Source organism: Achromobacter sp. D7-1 (assembly GCF_059760445.1).
On the sequence record NZ_JCBAMT010000014.1, the window covers coordinates 70467 to 92723 of the forward strand.

Annotated in this window: 22 protein-coding genes, 1 tRNA gene and 1 pseudogene; 14 read left to right on the forward strand and 10 right to left on the reverse strand. The window is 65.8% G+C overall.

The annotated features are described in order from the left end of the window. The first annotated feature begins 95 nt into the window (after nucleotides 1–95). The 7 genes from AC6LKD_RS08950 to AC6LKD_RS08980 all read left to right on the forward strand — a co-directional run bounded on the left by AC6LKD_RS08950 (nucleotide 96) and on the right by AC6LKD_RS08980 (nucleotide 5231). Nucleotides 96–845 (forward strand): amino acid ABC transporter ATP-binding protein, encoded by a 750-nt coding sequence (locus AC6LKD_RS08950; RefSeq protein WP_498115940.1) that lies wholly within the window; start codon nucleotides 96–98, stop codon nucleotides 843–845. Between the two features lie 142 nt (nucleotides 846–987). Continuing rightward, entirely contained in the window at nucleotides 988–1779 is a 792-nt protein-coding gene (locus AC6LKD_RS08955) for an ABC transporter substrate-binding protein (RefSeq protein ID WP_498115941.1), read from the forward strand. 4 nt (nucleotides 1780–1783) lie between these two features. Beyond that, nucleotides 1784–2476, forward strand: coding sequence for an amino acid ABC transporter permease (locus AC6LKD_RS08960; protein ID WP_013395344.1), 693 nt, complete (start codon nucleotides 1784–1786; stop codon nucleotides 2474–2476). Nucleotides 2477–2478: 2 nt separating this feature from the next. Further along, nucleotides 2479–3168 carry an amino acid ABC transporter permease gene (locus tag AC6LKD_RS08965; RefSeq protein WP_013395343.1) on the forward strand — a complete coding sequence of 230 codons (690 nt, stop codon included), beginning with the start codon at nucleotides 2479–2481 and terminating at the stop codon, nucleotides 3166–3168. Nucleotides 3169–3179: 11 nt separating this feature from the next. Further along, nucleotides 3180–4472: an NAD(P)/FAD-dependent oxidoreductase gene (locus tag AC6LKD_RS08970; protein ID WP_498115960.1), complete on the forward strand. Its 1293-nt coding sequence runs from the start codon at nucleotides 3180–3182 to the stop codon at nucleotides 4470–4472. A gap of 12 nt (nucleotides 4473–4484) precedes the next feature. Continuing rightward, nucleotides 4485–5069 (forward strand): helix-turn-helix domain-containing protein, encoded by a 585-nt coding sequence (locus AC6LKD_RS08975; protein ID WP_424241443.1) that lies wholly within the window; start codon nucleotides 4485–4487, stop codon nucleotides 5067–5069. Between the two features lie 85 nt (nucleotides 5070–5154). Beyond that, nucleotides 5155–5231 (forward strand) — tRNA-Arg (locus tag AC6LKD_RS08980). A 124-nt stretch (nucleotides 5232–5355) separates the two neighbouring features. On the opposite strand, the gene AC6LKD_RS08985 is transcribed toward AC6LKD_RS08980, so the two are convergent. The 6 genes and pseudogenes from AC6LKD_RS08985 to AC6LKD_RS09010 all read right to left on the reverse strand — a co-directional run bounded on the left by AC6LKD_RS08985 (nucleotide 5356) and on the right by AC6LKD_RS09010 (nucleotide 10910). Next, the gene (locus tag AC6LKD_RS08985; RefSeq protein WP_041654201.1) at nucleotides 5356–5748 is read right to left on the reverse strand and encodes a type II toxin-antitoxin system HicB family antitoxin; all 393 of its coding nucleotides are present in this window, start codon (nucleotides 5746–5748) and stop codon (nucleotides 5356–5358) included. Nucleotides 5749–5809: 61 nt separating this feature from the next. Further along, nucleotides 5810–5902: pseudogene (locus AC6LKD_RS08990) on the reverse strand (type II toxin-antitoxin system HicA family toxin); the annotation flags it as partial. A 59-nt stretch (nucleotides 5903–5961) separates the two neighbouring features. Beyond that, a complete protein-coding gene (locus AC6LKD_RS08995) occupies nucleotides 5962–7002 on the reverse strand; it encodes an XdhC family protein (RefSeq protein ID WP_498115942.1) in 1041 nt (346 codons plus the stop codon). 2 nt (nucleotides 7003–7004) lie between these two features. Next, entirely contained in the window at nucleotides 7005–9296 is a 2292-nt protein-coding gene (locus tag AC6LKD_RS09000; RefSeq protein WP_498115943.1) for a xanthine dehydrogenase family protein molybdopterin-binding subunit, read from the reverse strand. Beyond that, nucleotides 9293–9766: a (2Fe-2S)-binding protein gene (locus tag AC6LKD_RS09005; RefSeq protein WP_498115944.1), complete on the reverse strand. Its 474-nt coding sequence runs from the start codon at nucleotides 9764–9766 to the stop codon at nucleotides 9293–9295. Before AC6LKD_RS09005 ends, AC6LKD_RS09000 begins: the two co-directional genes overlap by 4 nt. 250 nt (nucleotides 9767–10016) lie before the next feature. Continuing rightward, on the reverse strand, nucleotides 10017–10910 hold the full coding sequence (locus tag AC6LKD_RS09010) for a LysR family transcriptional regulator (protein WP_498115945.1): 894 nt from the start codon (nucleotides 10908–10910) through the stop codon (nucleotides 10017–10019). A 109-nt stretch (nucleotides 10911–11019) separates the two neighbouring features. Between AC6LKD_RS09010 and AC6LKD_RS09015 the strand changes: the two genes are divergently transcribed. From AC6LKD_RS09015 to AC6LKD_RS09035, 5 genes are read left to right on the forward strand one after another with little or no spacing between them, the layout of a single operon-like run. Then, on the forward strand, nucleotides 11020–12378 hold the full coding sequence (locus tag AC6LKD_RS09015) for an acyclic terpene utilization AtuA family protein (RefSeq protein WP_498115946.1): 1359 nt from the start codon (nucleotides 11020–11022) through the stop codon (nucleotides 12376–12378). Between the two features lie 2 nt (nucleotides 12379–12380). After that, nucleotides 12381–12707: an AtuA-related protein gene (locus AC6LKD_RS09020; protein ID WP_498115947.1), complete on the forward strand. Its 327-nt coding sequence runs from the start codon at nucleotides 12381–12383 to the stop codon at nucleotides 12705–12707. An 11-nt stretch (nucleotides 12708–12718) separates the two neighbouring features. Further along, nucleotides 12719–13636 (forward strand): SMP-30/gluconolactonase/LRE family protein, encoded by a 918-nt coding sequence (locus AC6LKD_RS09025; RefSeq protein ID WP_498115948.1) that lies wholly within the window; start codon nucleotides 12719–12721, stop codon nucleotides 13634–13636. A 59-nt stretch (nucleotides 13637–13695) separates the two neighbouring features. Continuing rightward, a complete protein-coding gene (locus AC6LKD_RS09030; protein ID WP_498115949.1) occupies nucleotides 13696–14667 on the forward strand; it encodes a Bug family tripartite tricarboxylate transporter substrate binding protein in 972 nt (323 codons plus the stop codon). A 7-nt stretch (nucleotides 14668–14674) separates the two neighbouring features. Continuing rightward, nucleotides 14675–15766 carry an SDR family oxidoreductase gene (locus AC6LKD_RS09035; RefSeq protein ID WP_498115950.1) on the forward strand — a complete coding sequence of 364 codons (1092 nt, stop codon included), beginning with the start codon at nucleotides 14675–14677 and terminating at the stop codon, nucleotides 15764–15766. A 60-nt stretch (nucleotides 15767–15826) separates the two neighbouring features. Here the strand turns inward: AC6LKD_RS09035 and AC6LKD_RS09040 are convergent, their stop codons facing one another. The 3 genes from AC6LKD_RS09040 to AC6LKD_RS09050 all read right to left on the reverse strand — a co-directional run bounded on the left by AC6LKD_RS09040 (nucleotide 15827) and on the right by AC6LKD_RS09050 (nucleotide 19792). Beyond that, nucleotides 15827–17353, reverse strand: coding sequence for an FAD-binding oxidoreductase (locus AC6LKD_RS09040; protein WP_492276690.1), 1527 nt, complete (start codon nucleotides 17351–17353; stop codon nucleotides 15827–15829). 7 nt (nucleotides 17354–17360) lie between these two features. Continuing rightward, complete coding sequence (gene glcF / locus AC6LKD_RS09045) at nucleotides 17361–18728, reverse strand: glycolate oxidase subunit GlcF (protein ID WP_498115951.1); 1368 nt, start codon at nucleotides 18726–18728, stop codon at nucleotides 17361–17363. A 107-nt stretch (nucleotides 18729–18835) separates the two neighbouring features. Beyond that, nucleotides 18836–19792: a helix-turn-helix domain-containing protein gene (locus AC6LKD_RS09050; RefSeq protein WP_013395327.1), complete on the reverse strand. Its 957-nt coding sequence runs from the start codon at nucleotides 19790–19792 to the stop codon at nucleotides 18836–18838. A 149-nt stretch (nucleotides 19793–19941) separates the two neighbouring features. Between AC6LKD_RS09050 and AC6LKD_RS09055 the strand changes: the two genes are divergently transcribed. Further along, the gene (locus tag AC6LKD_RS09055) at nucleotides 19942–20907 is read left to right on the forward strand and encodes a Bug family tripartite tricarboxylate transporter substrate binding protein (RefSeq protein WP_498115952.1); all 966 of its coding nucleotides are present in this window, start codon (nucleotides 19942–19944) and stop codon (nucleotides 20905–20907) included. A 255-nt stretch (nucleotides 20908–21162) separates the two neighbouring features. After that, complete coding sequence (locus AC6LKD_RS09060) at nucleotides 21163–21552, forward strand: OsmC family protein (RefSeq protein ID WP_498115953.1); 390 nt, start codon at nucleotides 21163–21165, stop codon at nucleotides 21550–21552. Between the two features lie 51 nt (nucleotides 21553–21603). Here the strand turns inward: AC6LKD_RS09060 and AC6LKD_RS09065 are convergent, their stop codons facing one another. Beyond that, a complete protein-coding gene (locus AC6LKD_RS09065; protein WP_498115954.1) occupies nucleotides 21604–22209 on the reverse strand; it encodes a hypothetical protein in 606 nt (201 codons plus the stop codon). Nucleotides 22210–22257 lie beyond the last annotated feature (48 nt).

Genomic DNA, 22257 nt, shown 5'->3' on the forward strand with positions numbered 1-22257 from the left:
AGTGGCGATTCTGGAAAAAAATTTACTATACGAAACTCCAGCGTGAATTGCGAAACCTTTTTAAACCAAGGCAGCACTCATACGAAGGTGGATCCGTGGCGGAACCTCTGCTGGTCGTCCAGGCAGTCAGCAAGACCTATCAACGCGACGGGCAGGCCCCGCATCTGGCGTTGGACGGCATCGACTGCCAACTCGGCCGCGGCGAGGTCATGGTGGTGGTTGGCCCCTCGGGATCCGGCAAGAGCACCTTGCTGCGCACGCTCAACGGCCTGGAAAGCATAGACAGCGGCGCCATCCGCGTGGACGGCGTGTCGCTCACGGACCCGGCCACCGACGTCAACCGCTGGCGCACCGAAGTCGGCATGGTGTTCCAGCACTTCAACCTGTTCCAACACCGTACTGCGCTGGACAATGTCGCGCTACCCCAGCGCGTGGTGCGCGGCCGCGCCCGCGTCGACGCCGAACGCTACGCCCGCGAACTGCTGGGCCGCGTCGGCATGGGCGACTACGGCGCGCGTTATCCCAGCCAGCTCTCCGGCGGCCAGCAGCAGCGCGTGGCGATCGCGCGCGCGCTGGCCATGGACCCCAAGCTGATGCTGTTCGACGAGGCCACCTCGGCACTCGACCCCGAAACCGTGGGAGGCATTCTTGAACTGATGCGCGCGCTGGCGCGCGACGGCATGACCATGGCCGTGGTGACCCATGAAATGGGCTTCGCCCGCGACGTGGGCGACCGCGCGCTCTTCATGGACGCCGGCCGCATCGTCGAAATGGGTACGCCGGACGAAGTGTTCGGCCATCCGCGGGAGGCCCGCACCCGCGCCTTCCTGGAAAAGATTCTGTAGTCCCTAGCAGCAAGGTAGCAACGGGCGGTCCGCGAGTGCGGCGTCCGGCGGTAACCAGGGCCGGTCCGGCTGATCCGGGCGCTGCCGGCGCACTGTGCTTTGCCCGGAACGACGTGAGTCCATTCACCACAAGGGGTAGGAAATGCTGAAAATCAAACAATGGCTGGGCCTGGCCGGCGTCGCCCTGGCGGCCGCCACGGTGGCCTTGCCGGCGCAGGCCGACGAGCTGGGAGACATCCTCAAGCGCGGTGAACTGCGTGTGGCGGTGCAGACCTCCGGGCCGCTGATGAGCTTCATGGACAAGAGCGGCAAGCGCACCGGCCTGGCCGTGGAAGTGGCCAAGCGCATGGCCGACGACCTGGGCGTGAAGCTGGTGCTGCAGGACTACGAGTGGAAGGGCCTGATTCCGGCGCTGCTGTCCGGCAAGGCCGACATGGTGGCCGCGGACATGACGCCCACGCCGCAGCGCGCGGCCCAGGTGCTGTTCTCCACCCCGATGTTCTATGCCGACACCGTGGCCGTGGTGCCCAAGGACTCGCCCTACAAGTCGTACGAGGAGCTCAACAAGGACGGCGTGACCGTGGGCGTGCTGGGCGCCAGCACCTATGCGGAAGTGGGCAAGAAGATGCTGCCCAAGGCCACCATGAAGGAATTCTCGGGCGGCAGCGCGCCGGTCGGGCAGGCCCTGTCCAGCGGCCGGCTGGACGCCGGCATCATGTCGCTGTCCACCGCCAACCAGTTCCTGGTCGACTTCGGCAACCTGCGTGTGCTGGACGGCATCATGGTGCGCGAGCCCCTGGCCTTCGCCGTCGGTCCCAACGCCTTCCGCCTGAAGTTCTGGCTGGACAACTGGCAGACGCTGAAGACGGCCGACAACACGCTGCCCGAACAGGTGAAGTACTGGTACTCCACCGACTGGAAGAAAGACCACTGAGCCCATGGACTGGCTGCTCGACTTCTATAACTGGCGCATCGTCAGCCAGTACACGGGCCAGTTCGCCACCGGCCTGGCCAACACCCTGATCGCGGCGGGCGCAAGCCTGGTGCTGTCGGTGCTGGCCGGCATCCCGCTGGCGCTTGCGCACATGTCGCCCCGCGCCCTCGTCTGGCGGCCGGTGGCGGCCTATGTGCAATTCATCCGTTCCACCCCCTTGCTGGTGCAGATCTACCTGGTCTATTACGCCGTGCCCATGCTGGTGCCGGGCGCCAAGGGCTGGAGCGAAATGCTGCTGGGCATCATGGCGATGACGCTGCACCATGCGGCCTACATGAGCGAGATCATCCGCGTGGGCATCGAATCCGTGCCGCGCGGCCAGATCGAAGGCGCCAAGGCCTGCGGCATGAATTACGGCCAGCGCCTGCGCTATGTCGTGCTGCCGCAGGCTTTCGCCAACACGCTGCCGCCCCTGCTAGGCCAGACCGCCGTGCTGATCAAGGACACGTCGCTGCTGTCGCTGATCACGGTGTTCGAACTGGTCGCGGCCGGCGTGCAGATGAACAGCGACCGCATCGTGCCCAACGAGAGCTTCCTGACCATCGCGGCCGGCTATCTGCTGATCTACGCCTGCATGCTGCTGCTGTCGCGCGGCGTGAGCCTTTGGCTGGCGGGTCCCGCCTGGAACGCGAGGTAAGCATGCTGGATTCCTATCTTTCCACCGCCGGCGTCGTGCTGCCCTTCCTGCTGAAGGGCTTCTGGGAGACCTTGAAGATCTCCTTCGTGGCCATCATCGCGGGATCGCTCCTGGGCTTCGTGATCGGCGTGATCCGCAGCTACCGCATCCGCGGCGTGCATCAGCTGCTGGGCCTGTACATCCACATCCTGCGCGGCACGCCGTTCCTGGTGCAGCTCTATATTTTCTATTTCGTGCTGCCCAGTACCGGCATCGAAATGCTGCATTGGGATTCCGGCACGGCGGCCTTCGTGTCGTTGTCCGTCTACACGTCCTGCTACGTTGCGGAAATCGTCATGGGCGCGATCCAGGCCGTGCCGCGCGGCCAGACCGAAGGCGCCATGACGCTGGGCCTGAGGCCGTTCCAGATCTTGCGGCTGGTCATCCTGCCGCAGGCCATGCGCCTGATCGTGCAGCCCATGAGCGGCGTCTACGTCATGTTGATCAAGAGCACCGCGATTCTGTCCGTGGTGGGCATCACCGAACTGACGCGGCAAGGCGAGGTCTTCATCATCACCTTTCCGGCCAAGTCGCTCTTCATCTACGGCATGATCGCCGCCATCTACTTCATCTACTGCTACCCGCTGCTGCGCCTGGCCAACTGGCTGGAAAAGCGCCTGACGGGCGGCTTGCAGGGCGCAGGCCTGAACTGATGCCGACCACCATGGCTTCCGAGTACATCGACACCTACTACAAGCGCACGCTGGCCGACGACACCACCCGCTATGCGCCTTTGGCGGAGACCGTCAGCACCGACGTCTGCGTGGTCGGAGCCGGACTGGCTGGCCTGTCCACCGCGGTGGAACTTGCCCGCCGCGGCCGCGACGTCACCCTGCTGGAAGGGCGGCGCATCGCCTGGGGAGCGTCGGGACGCAACGGCGGATCGGTGTCGCCGGCCTTCTCGGCCGGGGCAGACGCCATCAGGAAGCACGTCGACGAAGACCACTACCGCAAGCTCTACCGGCTGTCGATGGAGGGCGTGGAGATCATTCGGAACAACATCCGCGACCTGGACATCGTCGACGCCTGCAAGGTCGACGGCCGGCTGCGCGTGGTGCGTTATGAGGCGACCGACTCCCTGCGGCAGTGGTGCGACAGCCAGCAGCGCGACTTCGGCCGCGACGTGCGCCTCTTGAGCCGCAACCAGGTCCGCGAGCGCCTGCTGTCCGATGTCTACCACCAGGGCGTGGAGGACCCCACGTCCTTTCACTTCCATCCGCTGAACTACGCCCGCGCGCTGGCCCGTGAATGCGCGCGCCTGGGCGTGCGCATCCACGAGGACTCGCCTGTCACGCAGGCGGCCCTGGACGGCGCGGTCAAACGCCTGAAGACGGAGCAGGGCCAGGTCGAGGCCCGCACCGTGGTGCTGGCCACCGGCGGCTACACCGAAGGCGTGGTGCCCGCGCTGCGCCGCGCGATGCTGCCCATCGCCACCTACATCATGCTGACCGAGCCCTTGGGCGACCGGGTGCGCGAAGCGATCCGCACCACCGCCGCCATTGGCGACGACCGGCGCGCCGGTAACTATTACCGCGTACTCGATGGCGGGCGCATCGGCTGGGGCAGTAGAATCACCACCCGTGTCGACGACCCGCCCGATCTGGCGGAGTCACTGCGCCGCGAACTGCTCTCCGTCTATCCCCAATTGCAGGGGCTGCGGGTGGAGACGGCGTGGTCGGGGCGCATGGCTTACGCGCGGCATCTGATGCCGCAGATCGGCCAGCTGTCGCCGGACGTCTGGTACTGCACGGCATTCGGCGGACACGGCATGAACACCGCCTCGATCGGCGGCCGGGTGGTCGCCGAAGGGATCGCGGGCGACACCCAGCGCTACAAGCTGTTTGCGCCGTTCGGGCTGGCCTGGAACGGCGGTGGCTTGGGCACGGCGGCGGTGCAACTAACTTATTGGTCTTACCAGGCGCGCGACTGGTGGCGGGAGCGGCGGTCGCGCGCATGACAGGGTGCATAGATGGAAGGCAACAAACAGAGCGTGTTGGCACAGCGGCTGCGAGCCTTGCGCCAGGCGCGGGCGTGGACCTTGAAGCAGGCGGCCGCGGCCACCGGCGTGTCCGCGTCCACGTTGTCCAAGATCGAAAACAGCCTGCTGTCGCCCACCTATGACAACCTGATCAAGATCGCGGCCGGCCTGGAACTGGACGTGGCCGAACTCTTCACCGCGTCCGACGCCCATATGGGCACCGGCCGCCGCAGTTTGAGCCGCCAGGGCGAAGGGCGCCAATACGACACGCCGTACTACGACCACCGCCTGCTGTGCACCGCGCTGTCGCACAAGCGCATGATGCCTTTCCACACCCGCGTCAAGGCGCGTTCCTTCGACGAATTCCACGACTGGAGCCGCCATCGCGGCGAGGAATTCGTCTACGTCCTGGAAGGCGAAGTCGAGCTCTATACCGAGTTTTACGAACCAGCTCGCCTCAAGGCCGGGGAAAGCTTCTATATAGACAGCCGCATGGGCCACCGGGTGATCAGCCTGAGCCCGGACGACGCCCTGGTGCTGTGGGTGTCGACCCATGCGGACATAGGCGAGGAATAGGGCGCCAGCACCGCCGGCCTGCCAAGCGGGCCACAACAAGGTAAAATGCGCCGCCCGGATAGTTTCCGGGCCATCACCACACCGCGCGGCAGTAGCTCAGCTGGATAGAGCACGGGCCTTCTAAGCCCGGGGTCGGGGGTTCGAGCCCCTCCTGCCGCGCCAGAATCGCCCCTGGAATCAAGCGCTTACAAAGACGCGCACCGCGGCGGGGTAGAAACAAGCAAGCCCCGACACGGATATTCCGGTCGGGGCTTTCTGCTGAGTGAATCCGACTCTACATGCTTCATCAGGCTGTCATGGCGAGATGCGCGATATAGCTGCTGCGGCTTTCACCTGCGGCGCGAGCGCGGTCATCCAAGCGCTTGAGGATGCGGCGCGGAATGGTGATGTTCACGCGCTCAACAGTTTCATCGAGGACCGCAGGATCCACATCGGCAATCGCCCAAATCCAGTTTGCAAATTCCGGATTGGCCTGATGATTGGCAATACTGGTTGCCGGAGGAATGGGATCGCCGGAGTCGATGGCTGTTTCAATCCACAATTCAATGGCTTCCTTGGCGTTTTCGATGGCTTGGTCAATCCCTTCGTCCGCTGCCGAGAAGCAGCCGGGCAGATCAGGGACCACGACCCCCCACGCGTGAGTGTCGCTGCCGGGTTCAATGGCAATGGGATATTTCACTTTAGTGTGCTCCTTGTGTGGCATGGTCTAGCAGACCTCGGATTGCTCCGGGGGCTGTGCCTCACTTCAAACCAGCTGCTTTGAGGATGCTGTTTAGTAGTCCGATGCCGAGGTCCTTTTTAGGGTGAGGGACGCTGATATGTCCGGGGCGCTCCGCGCCATGTCTTGCGCGGGGCTTTTTTATTTACCCTTTCACTACCCAGGGCGCGATGCTCATGGCGTCAGGGGGTGGTCATCCACCGCGGGACAGTGTGCTGCAGGTAGTACCTGGCAAGAACCATCGATGGTGGTAGGCAATCCGACCCCGTTCTTCACAGCAAGTATCTCCGCCATGATGCTCACCGCGATTTCCGCGGGCGTCCTGCTGCCGATGTGAATGCCGACGGGCGCATGCAGCCGTTCCAGGGATGCGGCGGTTTCGCCGAAATGCTCCATGAACCGTTGCCTGCGGATGCCGGTATTGCGGCGCGAACCAATGGCGCCCACGTAAAAAGCCGGGCTGTGTAGCGCTTCCAGGAGCGCAAGATCGTCCAGCTTGGGATCGTGGCTCAAGGCGACGATGCAGGTGCGCGTGTCAGGGGCCAGTGCCAGCACGGCGTCATCGGGCATTTCCCGGGTGATGTGCACGCCGGGCACGGGCCAACTGCCCACGTGTTCTCCCCGCGGATCGCAGACCGTCACGGCAAAGTCGTTGAACAAGGCCATGGTGGCCAGGTATTCCGCCAATGCGCCTGCGCCGATGAGCAGCATCCGGTACTGCGGCCCCAGCGTGGAACAAAGCGTCGCGCCGTCGAATTGCACTGCCGCGGGCGTCGAGGCCGGCGTCAATGTCACCGCTCCGGTGGTTACGTCGACGCTGCGCTGGACCAACTGGCCGGATTCGAGCCGCCGGACCAGGGCGTCCAGCGTTTCGTAGTCCGGCTGGAACTCCAGCAGCAGCTCCAGCGTGCCGCCGCAAGGCAGTCCGAACCGGCGCGCTTCGTCGGCTTCAATCCCGTAGCGCACCAGTTCCGGCGCGCCTTGCGCAATGGCGCCCTCGCCAAAGGCGCGGGTATACCGGTGTATCAGGTCGTCTTCGATGCAGCCGCCGGATACGGAGCCGACGCAACGCCCGTCTTCACGCAGGGCCATCATGGATCCGACGGGGCGCGGGGATGAACCCCAGGTCTTGACCACCGTGGCCAGCAGCAGCCCGTGCCCCTCCGCCAGCCAGGCGCGGGCTTCGCGCAAAACGCGGACGTCGACCGTCTCCATGCCTAGGCTACCCTGCGCACGGGCAGGCTGCGGATCCGTTTGCCGGTGGCCGCAAAGATGGCGTTGCACAGCGCGGGCGCCACGGGCGGTACCGGGGGTTCGCCCACGCCGCCCGGAGGCAGGGCGTGATCGTCGTTGACCAGATGCGTGCGGATCACGCGCGGCGAAGCATTGTGGCGCAGCACTTCATAGTCGTGGAAGTTGCTCTGCTTCACGCGGCCCTGCTCGAACGTAATCTCGCTGGCAAGGGCAAGCCCCAGGCCCATGATGGCGCCGCCTTCCATCTGCGCGCGGATGCGTTCTGGGTTGATTTGCGGGCCGCAGTCCATCGCCATGTCCACGGCCACCACGCGCACCTCGCCCCTTGCATCCACGGCCACTTCGACCACGGTGGCGGTGTAGCTCATGAAGCTGTAGCAGAATGCCAGCCCGAGGCCATGGCCCTGGGGCAGGGTTCTGCCCCATTCCGCGCCTTGGCAAGCCGCTTCGATCACGCCGCGCAGGCGGCCCGTGTCATAGGGGTAGCGCTCGGGGGATTCCGAGTAATTCCAGGTGTCGGCCATCGTGCCCGGGTCGATCCTGCGCGCCGGGCCGATGAGGTCGAGCGCGAAATCCTTGGGGTCCTTGCCCGCGTGGTGGGCCAATTCGGCAATGAAGCACTGGGCCGCGTAGGCATGCGGAATGTTGGCTACCGAGCGGAACCAGCCGATGCGGGCATGGGCTTCCACTTCGGCCGTTTCCACCCGGACGTTGGGAATGCGGTACGGCATGTTGATGGCCGACATGGCCGATTCGAACAGCTGCTGGCCCTTGGCGCCTTCCGCGAAGAGAGAGGCGATGGTGGGGGCGGCGCTGCGGTGCAGCCAGGACTGGACTTGGCCGTTCTGGTCCAGGACGGCCTCCAGGCGTTCGACCGACACGGTATGCAGATAGTCATGATGAATGTCGTCCTCGCGAGTCCACACCAGCTTGACTGGCGTGCCTTCGGGCATGGCACGGGCGACGATGGCGGCCTCGTCCACGAAATCGGGCTTGGACTTGCGGCCGAACCCGCCGCCCAGCAGCAAGACATTGACCGTGACCTTGGCGGGCTCCAGTTTCAGCCGGGCGGCGACGGCATCGCGTGCGGCGATGGGGTTCTGGATCGACGTCCAGACCTCGGCGCGGCCATCCTTGATCCGGACGGTGGCGGCCGGCGGCTCCATCGAGGCATGGGCCAGATGGGGAACGTAGTACTCCGCGGCGACGCGCTCGGCTTCGGGCGCCTTGGCCCAGGCCTGCGCGGCATCGCCCTGGCTGCGCATCGTTTTGCCGGGCTTGCGCGCCGCCAATTCCAGCGTCTGGCGGTAGGCGCTTGAGTCATAGCTGCCGTTGGGGCCATCGTCCCATTCGATTTCCAGCGCGTCGCGGCCTTGACGGGCCGCCCAGGTGTTGCGCGCGACGACCGCGACGCCGCCCAGGGGCTGGAATGCGGGAGCCCCTTGCATCGGCGGAATCTCTACCACCTTCAGCACTCCGGGCACGGCCAGCGCCTTGGCGCTGTCGAGACGGCGCAGCTTGCCGCCGACGACGGGTGGACGCGCGACGACGGCATAGACCATGCCAGGCAGCCGCATATCCATGCCGTAGCTGGCCTGGCCCTTGCCGATGGCCTCCAGGTCCACCAGGCGCACCTGGTCCTTCCCGATGTAGCGGAACTCTTTCCGATCCTTGAGCTTGAGCGCGTCGCCCGTGGGGACAGGCTGTTTGGCCGCATCGGCCGCCAGCTCGCCATAAGTCAAACGGCGGCCGGATGGCTGATGCAGCACCTCATGTTGCACCGCCTTGACCTCGGCCAGAGGAACGGACCAGCGCGCCGCCGCCGCGGCTTCGAGCATCTGGCGGGCGGCCGCGCCGACGCGCCGCATGGGCATCAGGAAGTGGCGCACGCTGCGCGAGCCATCCACGTTCTGGTTGCCATAGCGCGCTTCATCGGCTTGCGCCTGTACGACTTTCACGCGCTCCCAGCGCGCTTCCATCTCGTCGGCCACCACCATGGGCAGGCTGGTGCGCACGCCCGTGCCCATTTCGGCGCGGTGCGCGACGATGGTGACGGTGCCATCCGCGGCGATGCTGACGAAAACCAGCGGATCGTCGACGGTGCCGCCGGGCATGCTGTCAGCGCCGTACTTCTGGGCGGAGGGCTCGGCGGCCCGGGCTGTCGTGATCAAACCTTTGGCCGTGACCGTCAGGGTGAACGCGCCCAAGGCGCCCTGCAGAAAGCCGCGCCGGGAAAGTTGAGCGGTGCGCGTCATTGCTTGCCTCCCTGGGCAAGGAGCTTGGCAGCGTGCTGGATGGCTGCGCGGATGCGGGGGTAGGTGCCGCAACGGCAGATATTGCCGCTCATGGCGTCCTCGATGTCTTGATCCGTCGGCTGCGCCGAGGCCTTGAGCAGGCTTACCGCGGTCATGATCTGGCCCGCCTGGCAGTAGCCGCATTGGGCAACGTTCTGTTCTATCCAGGCTTGCTGCACGGCCCGGCCGACCGCATCCGCCTCTATCCCTTCGATGGTCGTGATGTTGTGGCCAGCCACGGCGGAGAGCGGGGTGACACAGGACCGGATCGGCGCGCCGTCCATGTGCACGGTACAGGCGCCGCACAATGCCATGCCGCACCCGAACTTGGTGCCGGTCATGCCGAGTTCATCCCGTAAAGTCCAGAGCAGGGGCGTTTCGCCCGGGACGTCGATATCCTTAGCCTGGCCGTTGATTTGAAGTTGGGTCATGGAGGAATCCTTGGAGGGCGGGCATGGCCGGAGAAAGCTTGCCTGAACCATGAGTGAATCACTTAATTAAATCGGAATTCTGCCTAAAAATTTAAAAATTCTGCCTAATTGTTCTGGACGAAACTCAAGTGCGAAGGGCCTGAGCCTGTGGCGAGAGTGCGCCACGTCCGGTTGACCTCTTATTGCAGCCGCTGCTTCAACAACTGATAGAGCTCCTGCGGTCGCGATCGGCCTTGCCTCCCGCGCGACCCTAGGCCGGGTCTGTCTGCCGCAAGGTATCCAGGAAATGCAGCGCTGCCGCCGACAAGGAGCGCTGCTTCTTGAGCAGTATGCCGATTTCCCGCGTGGCGCTGGGCGAATGCAGCGCCAAGCTGCACAGGCGCGTGGCGTCCATCAAACGCAGAGCCAACTGCGGGACCGCCGCGATGCCGACTCCGGCGGCCACCATTGCGCCCACCACCGAAATATTGTCGGACACGTAGTTCATCTCCGGCACCCGCCCCGAGGCGGCAAGAATCCGGTCGGTAACCTGGCGGATGCTGCTGGCCGGACCGCTCGCGATATAGGGACGGTCGGCGAAAACACTCCAGTCCACGCGCTTTTTGCGCGCCAGCGGATCGTCGATGGGGCAGATCAGGACGAATTTCTCTTGCAGCAGCGCAGAGAAGGTCACGCTAGCCGGCTGGTCCGGAATTTCGATGGATATGCCGATGTCGGCGGTGCCTTCCGATACGGCCTGCGTGATCTGGCGCGCAGAGACCGCGTGGATGTTCAGCCGCACCTGCGGATGCGACTTCTGGAAGGCGCGCGCTGCCGCGGGCAGCAGGGCGGAGGCGACTGAGGGCAGGGCCCAGACATTGATGCTGCCGCGGCGGCCCGCAATGAACTCCGACAGATCGCTGAGCGAATCGCGGAACTCCGACAGCATGCGCATCGCAATGGGCACCAGTTCCGCGCCGGCGGCGGTAAGCGCGACGCCGTGCTTGTCGCGGTCGAAGAGCCTGGCGTCGAGTTTTTGCTCGGCGGCCTGCACCCGCCGGCTGAGCGCGGGCTGGGAGATGTGCGCGCGTTCCGCGGCCATGCGGAAGTTGAGCGTCTCGGCCACCAGCAGCACGGCCTCCAATTCGGAAATGGTCAGGGTCATTCGCTTGCGTGATGCGTTTGAGTTATTACCAAGATATAAATATATCAATTTCCAGATCAGGAAAGTCGCACGATACTGGTCCGAACCGTAAACACGGACGGAGACAGACATGAATGACCCGCGCAAGCGGCTGCGCATCGGCGTCGGCGCCGGCATGGCCGATGACCGCATCGGCCCCGCCATGCCATTGCTGGAAGACTGCGATATCGACTACCTGGTGTGCGAGTGCCTGGCCGAGCGGACGATCGCGCGCGAAACGCTGTCGCGCAAGCACGACGGGGCTCACGGCTATAACCCGATGCTGCAGGAGCGCATGCGCGCCTTTCTGCCCGCATGCCGGGAGCAGGGCGTGCGGCTGGTGTCCAACATGGGCGCGGCCAATCCGGCCGGCGCCGCTCAGGCGGCACTCGACATCGGCCGGGACTTGGGATGGCATGAGCTGAAATGCGCCGCCGTCGTCGGCGACGATGTGACCGACCGGGTGCGCCGGCATCCCGAGCTGCGCCTGATGGATCGCGACCTGCCGCTGGAATCGATCCTGCCCCGGTTGGCCTCCGCGAACGCTTATTTGGGCGCCGATGTCGTGCGCGATGCGCTGGCCACCGGCGCCCACGTGGTGATGACGGGCCGGGTGGCCGATCCTTCGCTGTTTCTGGGCGTGGCGCTGCATCATCACGGCTGGGGCTATGACGACCTGCCCAGGCTGGCGGCCGGCACCATCATGGGCCACCTGTTGGAATGCTCTGCCCAGATCACGGGCGGCTATTTCGCCGACCCCGGCAAGAAAGACGTTCCAAGATTGGCCGAGCTGGCCTACCCCTATGCCGATCTGTACGGCGACGGCGAGCTCTACATAGGTAAGCCCGCTGGCTCGGGCGGCCGCCTCGACCGCATGACCTGCACCGAGCAGGCGCTGTACGAGATTCACGATCCGGCGGCCTACATCACGCCCGATTGCGTACTGAACCTGGAAGGCCTGCATTTCGAAGAGCAGAACGCTGACCGGGTGGCCGTGCGCGGGTTTCACGCCGCGCCACGCACCGACAGCTACAAGGTCGTGGTCGGCTACTTCGACGGCTGGATAGGTTCGGGCGAGGTCGCCTACGCGGGCGTCAACGCCATCGCCCGGGCCCGGCTGGCGGCCGACACGGTAAAGGAAAGGTTCCGCCTCGACGGCGGCGTGGCCAGCGAGATCCAGGTCGACCTGATCGGCATCAGCAGCCTGCATGGCGACCATGCTCAAGCCCTGGCGAGCCAGCCCTACGAGGTCCGCCTGCGGGTCGCCGCGCGCTGCCCCGACAAGAAAAGCGCCCACCGGCTCGGCGACCACGTGCGGCAGTTGAACATGCAGGGGCCCTATGGCGCAGGCGGCCCGGTCAACCTGGGCGCCAAGGAGGTCATCGCCGTGGATGCCTTGCTGATTCCGCGCGGTTGGGTCACCCCGGAAGTGATTACCTTGGGAGCTTGAGCATGAGCATTCTGGTTTACGACCTCGCGCATGCGCGCGCTGGCGACAAGGGCAATACCTCGAGCATCGCCGTCATTGCTTACGACGACGACGGCTGGCGGGTGCTGCGCCAGGCGCTGACCGCCGAACGCGTCGAACAGGCCTTCGCCCATCTGGGAGCAGGGCAGGTGCGGCGCTACGAGGTGGCAAGCCTGAGGGCGCTGAATTTCGTCATCCCGAACGTGCTATCCGGCGGCGTCACGCGCTCGCTGCGCCTGGATCCGCACGGCAAGTCGCTCAGTTCGCTGATGCTGGGAATCGAGCTTCCAGGCAGCCAACCGCAATCCTGAAAGGACCCGCAATGTATCCTCCCGCTGAACCCATGGGCACCGAGGTGTTCGCCCGGCTGCCCGAATCCCTGCACTTGACCGAACAGCCCTCGACCTGGCTGGCGGCGCGGCACGTGAAGATGCACTCCTTCCTGGAAGGGCCTGCCTTCGATCGCGCCGGCAATCTGTGGTGCGTCGATCTGGCGCACGGGCGCATCCTGCGCGTGGACCCGGCAGGCAACTTCGAAGTCGTCGTCAGCTACGAAGGCGAACCCAACGGCTTGAAGATCCATCGCGATGGGCGCATCTTCGTTGCCGACCACCTCCACGGCCTCATGCTGCTGGATCCCGCAGCCCGCAGCATCCGGCCGTACCTGCAGCATGTGCAGCGCGAAGGCCTGAAGGGCCTGAACGATCTGTTCTTCGCATCCAACGGCGACCTGTATTTCACCGACCAGGGCGAAAGCGCGCTGGAGAACCCGACCGGCCGCGTCTTCCGCCTGCGCGCCGATGGCAAGACCGTGGACCTCCTGATGGACGGCCTGGCCGGGCCCAACGGCCTGGTCATGAACAAGGCCGAGAATGTGCTTTATGTGGCAATCACGCACGACAATGCGATCTATGCGCTGCGCCTGGAGCCCGGCGGCCAGATGAAGAAGGCCAGCCGTTTCATCCAGCTATCCGGCAGCACGGCCGGGCCGGATGGCATGGCCATAGACAGCGCCGGCAACCTGGCCATCGTCCATGCACAGGCAGGCACCGTATGGCTGTTCAGCCCCTTGGGTGAACCCCTCTACCGCATCCGGTCCTGCGCAGGCATGCGCACCACCAATGTCGCCTTTGGCGGCGAGGACATGCGCACCTTGTACATCACCGAAGCGGAGCAGGGCGTCATTCTGCGCGCGCGCCTGCCGCATCCCGGCAAGCCGATGTACTCGCACGGCGATTGACTCGCCTGGCACGCTCCCCATCCACGCAAAAAAAATCACTGCACACCGGAGACAACACCATGATTTCCTACCGATTGATTGCCGGGCTGGCCCTGAGCCTGGCCGCCTTCACCAGCGCGCAGGCCGCCGATGCCTATCCCGCGCGCCCCATCCGCCTGATCGCCACATTTGGCCCGGGCAGCTCCATCGACATCATTGCGCGCCTGGTTGCCAAACCGTTGAGCGAGCAGCTCGGCCAGCCGGTGATCGTCGAGAACAAGCCCGGCGCCGGCGGCGACCTGGGCACCGACCTTGTCGCCAAGTCTGCCAAGGATGGCTACACCATCGGTTTCGCGTCCGCCGGGCCGATCACGGTCAATCCCAATGCCCGCAAAAAAATGCCCTATGACGCGCTCAAGGATCTGGCGCCGGTCGCCCTGGTGGCCACGGGCCCGAACGTCATCCTGGTCAACCCTTCGATCCCGGTGACGAACCTGAAGGAATTGATCGCCTACATCAAGGCCAATCCGAACAAGGTCAATTACGCCTCGGCGGGCGTCGGCACCAGCGGCCATATCGCGGGCGAACTTTTCCAGCACCTGTCCAAGACCGAGATCCTGCACGTGCCTTACAAGGGCAATAGCGACGCCATCACCGACACCCTGGGCGGGCGCACCCAGATGGTCATCAGCGGTGTTCCGCCCATCCTGTCTTTCGTGAAGTCCGGCCAGCTGCGTGCCCTGGCCGTGGCCGACACCAAACGCTCGCCGCTGCTGCCGGACGTGCCCACCGTAGCCGAGGCCGGCCTGCCGGGCGCCGAAAGCGTCGCCTGGTACGGCATCGTGGCGCCCGCCGGTACGCCGCAGGCCATCCTGAATCGCCTTCACGACGAGATCGTCAAGGCGGTGAGCAACCCTGAAACGCAAGAGAAATTCGCCGGTCTGGGCATTGTTCCGACCGCGGACAGCCGCGAGGAATTCGGCAAGCGCATGGCGGATGAGTACGTGCGCTTCCAGCAGCTGTTCAAACAGATCAATCTGGTCATGGACTGAGGGAATCATGTCGCGCACCGTTCTCGTCACTGGCGCCAGCGGCTTGGTCGGCTCCGCTGCCGTCGACTCGTTTCTGAACGCCGGCTGGGAAGTCATCGCCGTCTCCCGGCGGCCCCCGGAAATCATCAGCCAAAGGCCGTTCACCCATTTGCCGGTTGACCTGCAGGATGCGGAGGCCTGCCGCCGCGCCTTCGAGTCCTTGCCGCAAGTCACGCATGTTTTCTATGCGGCCGTCTATGAAAAGCCCGGCCTCATTGCAGGCTGGCAGGACGCGGAGCAGATGTCCACCAACCTGAGCATGATCAGGCACGTGATCGAGCCGCTGAGCCGCAGCGGCGGGCTGCGCCATGTGACGGTGCTGCAAGGCACCAAGGCTTATGGCGTGCACCTGCACCCGATCCGCATTCCGGCGCGCGAGCGTCAGCCTCGGGACGACCATCCGAACTCTTACTGGTTCCAGGAAGACTACATTCGGGAAAGGGCCGCGCAGTGCGGCTTTGGTTGGACGATATTCCGTCCCACCATCGTGGTCGGCCCCAACGTGGGCGTGGCGATGAATACCGTGCCGGTGATCGGCGTCTATGCGGCGCTGTGCCAAGCGGAAGGCAAGCCGTTCGGCTATCCGGGGCATATTTCCTACCCGCGCGAAGCCGTGGACGTGCGCCTCATCGGCGATGCGGGCGTCTGGGCAGCTGAGAACGCGCAATCCTGGAACGAACACTACAACCTGACCAACGGCGAAGTCTTCAGCTGGCGCGATCTGTGGCCGTCGCTGGCGGAGTTCCTGTGCGTCGAAGCGGGTCCGGACCAGCCCGTCTGCCTGGCCGAATATCTGCCCAGCCGCGCGCAGTTATGGGACGAGATCGTCAAGCGGCATGGCTTGCGGCCCTTGACCATGGGCCAGATCCTGGGCGAATCCCATTTTTCCGCCGACGCCCGGTTCGGCTACGGCCTGAAAGCGCCGCCCCCTCCGGCCTTTGTCAGCACGGTGAAGATCAAGCAGGCGGGCTTCACGCAGACCTACGATACCGAAGCTTGCGTCAAGCACTGGCTTGGGGTGCTGATGGAGCGGGGGATACTTCCACCCCGCCTGGTTTGAGAGAAGGGGGGCGTGCTGCCCGCCGCTGCCCGGGGCGCAGCACGCCCCGGGAGTCCATCTTCACTCGATGCCGTATTTGCCCGGGGCGATGACGCCATTCGGGTCCAGCGCGGCTTTGATCGACGCGCAGGCAGACACGAACTCCGGCATGCGCTGGGCCTGATGGAACCCGTGGTACATGGTCGGCGCCCGGCCTACGAAGATCCCGCGCTCGGCGAACAGCTGGGCCAGCGCCCGGTAGCAGGCGTCTGCGCGGGCGGTTTCGTCGGCGTCTTCGCGGTTGTAGATGATCGCGTGGATGGCGCGGGCGAAGCGCGCGCCGCAAACGTTCGACAGCAGGTATTCCAGCCCGTGGTCGTGGCAGATGCGGCGCGCCTGCGCCTGCAAGTCGTTGACGATGTCGCCCGCGACGGGGGAGCCCGCCGACAGCCAGATCGCGCCGCCGCCCGGGCGCCAGCCCAGCATCTTCAATTCGCTGTCGGTCGGCACGCCGGTGTTGGAGTTGATGGCGATGTGCAGGGGGCCGATGTCCTCAGCTTCCTCCATGGGAATCTGGCGTCCCTTGCCCGAGGCCAGGAAATGCTGGGCGATGCGGTCGATCTGGGGCTGTACGGCGACACGGCTGGCGCCGTACACGGCGCCTGATACGGTCCAGGATCCCAGGTCATACTGCCGCCGCAGCGCGGCGCGGCCCTCGTCGGACAGCGCGCGCTTGCCGCCGTTGGCCGTGTATTCCGGGTTGGTGGCCGCCGAGGACAGTAGATACAAGTCATTGGTGGCGCGGATCAGCGTCGGCACGAAGTTGCTCAGCTTAAGCGGACGGATGCGTTCGACGATCTCCCCCAGGTCTTCGTCGTCGGGGAAGGTGAAAAAGAAGGGTTCGATATGCGGCGGCCGCGGCATGAGCCACATGCCCACGCGGGTGACGATGCCGAAGTTGGATTGAGAGAACAGACCGTCCAGCGTCGGGCCGAAGCTGTATTTGGAAACGTGCCAGTTGGGATGCGAGGACCCGGCCAGGCTGCCGTCGCCGGTGCGGATCACGTCGCCATTGCCGAGCACCACCTCCATGCCGCAGCTCATGCCGAAATGATCGGCGTAGGCGCCGCTGCCGCCGCCCTTGTCCAGGGCGTTCGCGAGGATGCTGCCCTGCGACGGGCCCGCGGTGGGCGAGATCATCAGTTTGCTTTCCCGGCGCTGCAGCTCGTCGTGCATGGCGCGGAAGCTCACGCCGGGTTCGAGCACGCAATAGCCCAGCGTCTCGTTGACTTCCAGGATGCGGTTCATGCGCCGGCCCAGGTCCACCACCACCTGGCCGGGACGGATGGGCGAGCGGGTGCCCAGGCCGATGTTTTGGCCATTGCTGATGGGATAGAGCTGAACGCGGAACCGATTGGCCAGGCGCACCAGCGTTTGCACGGCCTCGGTCGAGTCGGGATAGGCGACGGCGCCGGGGCGCACGTCGGCGCTGGGCAGCGTATGTTCGCCGTAGCGTCCGAGGACGTCGTCGCCCAGCGTGATGGCGTCCGCGCCTAGCTCGGCCGCCGCCGCATGGGCGAAATCTACGATAGGGTCATTGGAAGGCATTCGTCTTTCACCACAGAAGATCGCCGCTGCCGGCGGTTGTCGGAACCGGCGTGGCCGCCGGAGTTGGAGCGTTGGCCGCCGCCTGTGGCGGCTTGGGCCGGAAGTCTTCAAGGCCGCGCGGGGGCGGCCCGCCGGTGGCCCAGTCCAGCAACTGGACCGTGTGCGCCACGGGCACGGACGTGAAGCGCGAGATCTGCACCAGGCATCCCATGTTGCCGGCGGCGATCACGTCCGGCTGGCCAGCCGAGGCGTGGCCTGCCTTGCGCTGTCCCAGGCGGTCCGAGATGGCCGGCTCGAGAATGTTGTAGGTCCCTGCCGAGCCGCAGCACAGGTGCGATTCCGCGATGTCGCGCACTTCCATGTCCAGCTTGCCCAGCGCGCGGCGCGGCGGCCGTTCGATCTTGAGGCCATGCTTGAGCGAACAGGAGTCGTGATAGGAAACGGCCAGGCCTAGCGCCGAGCCGCTGGCGGTCAGCGGCAGGCCGGCGGCGATCTGCGCGATGTCCTGGGTGGCATCGACCACGAGGCGCACTTGCGCCGACAGTTCGGGGCGGTCGGAAAGCAGTTCTTCATAACGTTTGATAACGGAACCGCAGCCTGAGGTGGTGCTGATGATGGCGTCGATGTGCCCGGCCTGCAGCGCGGCCGACCAGCTGCGGACGGCCTGTTTCATGTGCCGCGTGGCGGCCTCGCGTCGTCCCATGTGCAGTTCGAGTGCGCCGCAGCATTGCACACCGGGTACCGCGACGACGGCGTAGCCAGCGCGTGTGAGCAGGCGCTTGGCCGAGGCGTTGATCTCGGCGCCGAGCACCGACTGGGCGCAGCCGTCCAGCAGCGCCACGCGGCGCGTCGCGTTGGCGGGCGGCTGTGGTTCGGCCTCGGCCCGCGGCGCGAACGCCGCCAGCGCGGGGGCGCTGGAGAGGGAGGCCAAAGCGCCCAGCGGCCCGCCCAGGCGGCCCGTGACGCCGCGTAGCAAGCGACCTGCGGCTGCGGCGGGACGCAGCAGCGCGGGAGTCGTCAGCACACGGGCCAGCGCTGAGCGCAGCAAGCGCTGAGTCAGCGGGCGCGCCTTGCTTTTTTCGATGTGCTCGCGGGCGCCGTCGATGATGGCGTGATACGAGACGCCGGCCGCGCAAGTGGTTTCGCACGACAGACAGGACAGGCAGCGGTCCAGATGGCGCACGGCGGCCGGGCTGGGCGCATCGCCGCTGTCCAGCATCTCGCGCGCCAGCGCGATCCGGCCGCGCGGTGAATCAAGCTCTTCGCCATCGAGCACGTAGGTAGGGCAGACCGCGGTGCAGAAGCCGAAATGCACGCAACTCTCGGTGGCGGCGCGGACCGCGTCTTGGCGGTGGATGGAGATGGTCTTGGGCATGGTGCGACGGAAGCTTGCCGGCCAGGGCCGGGATGAAGCTCATTCTGCCGTCGGGAGCTGCACGGGGCTGTACCCAGCGCGCCAGTGGACGCCGCCCAGGGCGTCATTCAGCTGCGAGTCTGCCCTTGTTTGAGCAGATTGACGGGCAATTCGCCGTATCGCTCGGAGAAGCGTCGCGTGAAGTGGGAGAGATTGTTGAAGCCGCAGGCGAAGGCGGCCTCGCTGACCGTGCGGGTCTTGCCGGCCGCCAGCAGCTCATGCGCGAGCGCCAGGCGGGCCTGCACCACGTAGGCCTCGAACGACAGCGCGGCATGTCGCGCGAACAGGCGGTGCAGGGTGCGGACCGATATGCGGCAGGCGGCGGCCACGGTTGCGGGCGACAGGTCCGGGTTGGCGATTGCCGTATCGATGTGGCGCTTCACGCCGACGAAGCTCAGTTCGGTGGAAGGGGGCGCCGCGGCGTCCGCCATGGATGAGCACTGCAGCGCGACGATTTCGATGACGGCATCCAGCAGCGTGTCGACGGTGCGGTCCTGGAGCTTGACCTCCGTATCGGTCAGCAGGCGCATGGCTTCGGTGAGCACGGGCGCGAATGGCATGTCGGCCGGCAGGCTGGCCGGCGCGCGCAGCCGCCGCATGCCTGGGGCGCGCGCGCTCAAGGCGTGGCGCGGCAACAGGACCAGCCGGCGCGAGGTCGCTTCCGGGAACGTAATGTCGAATGCGGACCCGGTGTCGAGCAGCCCGAATTCTCCCGGCCGCAGGCACAACTGCTCGTCGCCCTGGGACATCAAGGCGCTGCCCTGCAATTGCAGGCTGAGCATGAGGTGATCGCCATTGAGGCGGCTGACCTGCCGCTGGGAGCGCCGGATCATGTGCGGGGAGCTCGCGAAGTTCACGAGCCGGACTCCCGCGCGGTTCTGGCTGAACATCGTGCCCGCGAATCCGGCGTCGGGTTCGGCGCGGAATTCAGAATCGAGCACACCAGCGCAGACCGCATCCTGCCAGAACGCCAGGGCGTGCTGGCCGTGATCGTGGGTGCTCCAGTTGTGCCATTCAGGTGCCATCTCGGCTCCGGGATACGTTGCGCGCTGTCGCTGCCAGCCGCATCGGCTGGCACCTTGGGTCGTGCCCAATGTAGCGAGGCGGTGGAGAATGGGCCATTCGTGCATTCCCCAGTAACGGCGCACTAGGTTCAACGAATGGAGCGTGTGGCATGAAACGGTTTTTATCTTTGTGGGCAGGTGCTGTGCTCGCAGTGTCGGCTTGTGGCGCCGCGGCGCAAGACTATCCGGCGCGGCCCGTACGCATGATCGTGGGCTTCGCGCCTGGCGGCGGCAACGATATCCTGGCGCGCCTGATGGCCGAGCAGTTGCAACGCCGCCTGGGTCAGCCCTTCATCGTGGAGAACCGGCCGGGCGCCAGCGGCGCCATCGCCATCGGCGCGGTCAAGCGGGCCGAGCCGGACGGCTACACCCTGCTGGTGGGGCCAAGCAGCGGCATGACCGTCAATCCGGCCATCTACAACAACCTGGACTACGACCCCGTCGCCGATTTCGCGCCGATCTCCCTCGTCGGAGACATTCCGATGATCCTGACCGTCAAGGCGGACAGCTCGGCGCGCTCGGTGGCCGATCTGGTGGGCCAGGGCAACAAGAGCGGCAAGCCTCTGTTCGCGGGCTCGGGCGCCAACTCCTTCCAGCTGGCTACCGGACTCTTCGCCAAGCGCGTCGGCCTGGAAACGGAGGTGGTCAACTACAAAGGGAACTCCGCCGTGGTTGCTGCGTTGCTGGCCAATGAGATCGACTTTGCGCTGATCGACACCGCTGCCGTATTGCCGCAGATCCGCAGCGGCCGACTGAAGGCGCTGGCCGTCACGGGGGCGAAGCGCTTTACCTTGCTGCCCGACGTGCCTACCGTCGCGGAGTCCGGCGCGCCGGGCTTCGCCATGTCATTCTGGTCGTCCCTGTACGCCCCGGCGGGTACGCCGCCAGCCGTCATCGAGAAGCTGCAGACCACCGTATCCCTCGCCGTGCGCGAGCCCGCCGTGGCCAATCGTTTGCTGGAACTGGGCATCGATCCCGTAGGGAGCGCGCCGCAGGTCCTGGCCGACACCATGGCCCGGGAGATTCCGATGTATGCCGCAGCGGCGAAGGCGGCGAACCTGTCGCCTGTGCAGTAGGTGGGTGGTAGGGGGCTGCCGGAGAAAAGCCTTCAGGTTGCCGACTATGTGCCGCAATCGGCGCGCGTGGAGCCCTGGGCGCGGACCGGTCGCATCAGCACAAGCCCCACGCTTTCGCCCGTGCAATGGCTGCGACAGAAGGAGGATGCGACCTCCCACCCTGTCACTGCCGGTACCAGTACCTCCGCAGGCCTTCCTCGACGTCCAATCGGGGCTTAGCCTGTCATGCCTTTCATTCCACAACAGGAGACTGACATGGTGACGGCGAAGCGGCTGGGCGAGCCTTATGGTGTCGAGGTAACGAACGGGCAGAATGTCCTGCTCTCGGACACACGCAAGGGCGACAAAGGAGGAAACACAGGCATGCGGCCGCACGAGTTGCTTGAAAGCGCGCTCGCGGCCTGTGTCTGCATGTCCATCGACATGGCCGCGGAGCGGGCGGGCATCGCCTTGCGCGAGAGTACGGTGGATGTCGTCATCGAACGCCTGGACCACGAAACCGGATTCGAGGTCAGCTTGCGCTTCGCGGCGGCGCTGACGGCGGCGCAGCTGGATCTGGTCCGCGGGGCCGCGCAGGCATCGCCGGTCGCGCGAACGCTGGGCAAGGCGCTGCGGGTACGGCCCGCTGTCATCCTGGATGCCTGACCAGAGGGCACCGACACTTGCGGGCAGATCGCGCTTCTGCCCGCGCCTCGGCTACTGGCTGAACTCAAAGACGTAGCTATTCGCCGACCCCGCCGCGCGGTTGTACAGCGGGCACCAGCCGTTGACCGGCGCGACTTCGCAGTAGCGGTTGCGGCCAAATACCTGGGCGATCTTCCAGCCCTGGGTCTGGTCGGCGCGTTCCAGCAGGTACTGCATGCGCACACCCCGTTCCTTGCGGTCGCGCTCGTCATTGTCGACGGGGAAGCCGGGGGTGGAGGGCGTGGTGTTGCGGATCTGGGCGACGACGAAGGCGCGCGTGTCGGATTGGACGTCGACGTTGACGACGCTGCGCTCGTAGGTTTCGAGGCTGCACTTTTCGTCGCCGTTCTGGCGCGCCTGGAGCTGCGCCGTGGACAGGGAGTCTTCGGCCGCGCTGAACGGACGGTACAGCTCGGCCATTTCCTTGCAGGCGGTGGCGGTGTAGCGGTCGTGCGCGTCGCGGACCTGCCACCAGGACTTCACCGCCGCTTCGGGCGTATTGGCGTCCAGCTGCAGTTTCGGCGTGGCGGCTTGCAGCCGTTCCCAGGGTGTTTCTTCCTGCTTGGAGCAACCCGTCAAGGCGATTGCCAGGACGAGCAGTAGGGCGGGCTTGGTCACGGTACTGAATCGGGTAAACAAATCGGGGGCACCATGATAGCGCTTTCG

What these genes read in the sequence shown, in the direction of transcription:
- AC6LKD_RS08955 (WP_498115941.1), top strand. Translation starts at nt 988, where the DNA reads ATGCTGAAAATCAAACAATGGCTGGGCCTGGCCGGCGTCGCCCTGGCG.
- AC6LKD_RS08960 (WP_013395344.1), top strand. Translation starts at nt 1,784, where the DNA reads ATGGACTGGCTGCTCGACTTCTATAACTGGCGCATCGTCAGCCAGTAC.
- AC6LKD_RS08965 (WP_013395343.1), top strand. Translation starts at nt 2,479, where the DNA reads ATGCTGGATTCCTATCTTTCCACCGCCGGCGTCGTGCTGCCCTTCCTG.
- AC6LKD_RS08970 (WP_498115960.1), top strand. Translation starts at nt 3,180, where the DNA reads ATGGCTTCCGAGTACATCGACACCTACTACAAGCGCACGCTGGCCGAC.
- AC6LKD_RS08975 (WP_424241443.1), top strand. Translation starts at nt 4,485, where the DNA reads ATGGAAGGCAACAAACAGAGCGTGTTGGCACAGCGGCTGCGAGCCTTG.
- AC6LKD_RS08995 (WP_498115942.1), bottom strand. Translation starts at nt 7,002, where the DNA reads ATGGAGACGGTCGACGTCCGCGTTTTGCGCGAAGCCCGCGCCTGGCTG.
- AC6LKD_RS09000 (WP_498115943.1), bottom strand. Translation starts at nt 9,296, where the DNA reads ATGACGCGCACCGCTCAACTTTCCCGGCGCGGCTTTCTGCAGGGCGCC.
- AC6LKD_RS09005 (WP_498115944.1), bottom strand. Translation starts at nt 9,766, where the DNA reads ATGACCCAACTTCAAATCAACGGCCAGGCTAAGGATATCGACGTCCCG.
- AC6LKD_RS09010 (WP_498115945.1), bottom strand. Translation starts at nt 10,910, where the DNA reads ATGACCCTGACCATTTCCGAATTGGAGGCCGTGCTGCTGGTGGCCGAG.
- AC6LKD_RS09015 (WP_498115946.1), top strand. Translation starts at nt 11,020, where the DNA reads ATGAATGACCCGCGCAAGCGGCTGCGCATCGGCGTCGGCGCCGGCATG.
- AC6LKD_RS09020 (WP_498115947.1), top strand. Translation starts at nt 12,381, where the DNA reads ATGAGCATTCTGGTTTACGACCTCGCGCATGCGCGCGCTGGCGACAAG.
- AC6LKD_RS09025 (WP_498115948.1), top strand. Translation starts at nt 12,719, where the DNA reads ATGTATCCTCCCGCTGAACCCATGGGCACCGAGGTGTTCGCCCGGCTG.
- AC6LKD_RS09030 (WP_498115949.1), top strand. Translation starts at nt 13,696, where the DNA reads ATGATTTCCTACCGATTGATTGCCGGGCTGGCCCTGAGCCTGGCCGCC.
- AC6LKD_RS09035 (WP_498115950.1), top strand. Translation starts at nt 14,675, where the DNA reads ATGTCGCGCACCGTTCTCGTCACTGGCGCCAGCGGCTTGGTCGGCTCC.
- AC6LKD_RS09040 (WP_492276690.1), bottom strand. Translation starts at nt 17,353, where the DNA reads ATGCCTTCCAATGACCCTATCGTAGATTTCGCCCATGCGGCGGCGGCC.
- glcF (WP_498115951.1), bottom strand. Translation starts at nt 18,728, where the DNA reads ATGCCCAAGACCATCTCCATCCACCGCCAAGACGCGGTCCGCGCCGCC.
- AC6LKD_RS09050 (WP_013395327.1), bottom strand. Translation starts at nt 19,792, where the DNA reads ATGGCACCTGAATGGCACAACTGGAGCACCCACGATCACGGCCAGCAC.
- AC6LKD_RS09055 (WP_498115952.1), top strand. Translation starts at nt 19,942, where the DNA reads ATGAAACGGTTTTTATCTTTGTGGGCAGGTGCTGTGCTCGCAGTGTCG.
- AC6LKD_RS09060 (WP_498115953.1), top strand. Translation starts at nt 21,163, where the DNA reads ATGGTGACGGCGAAGCGGCTGGGCGAGCCTTATGGTGTCGAGGTAACG.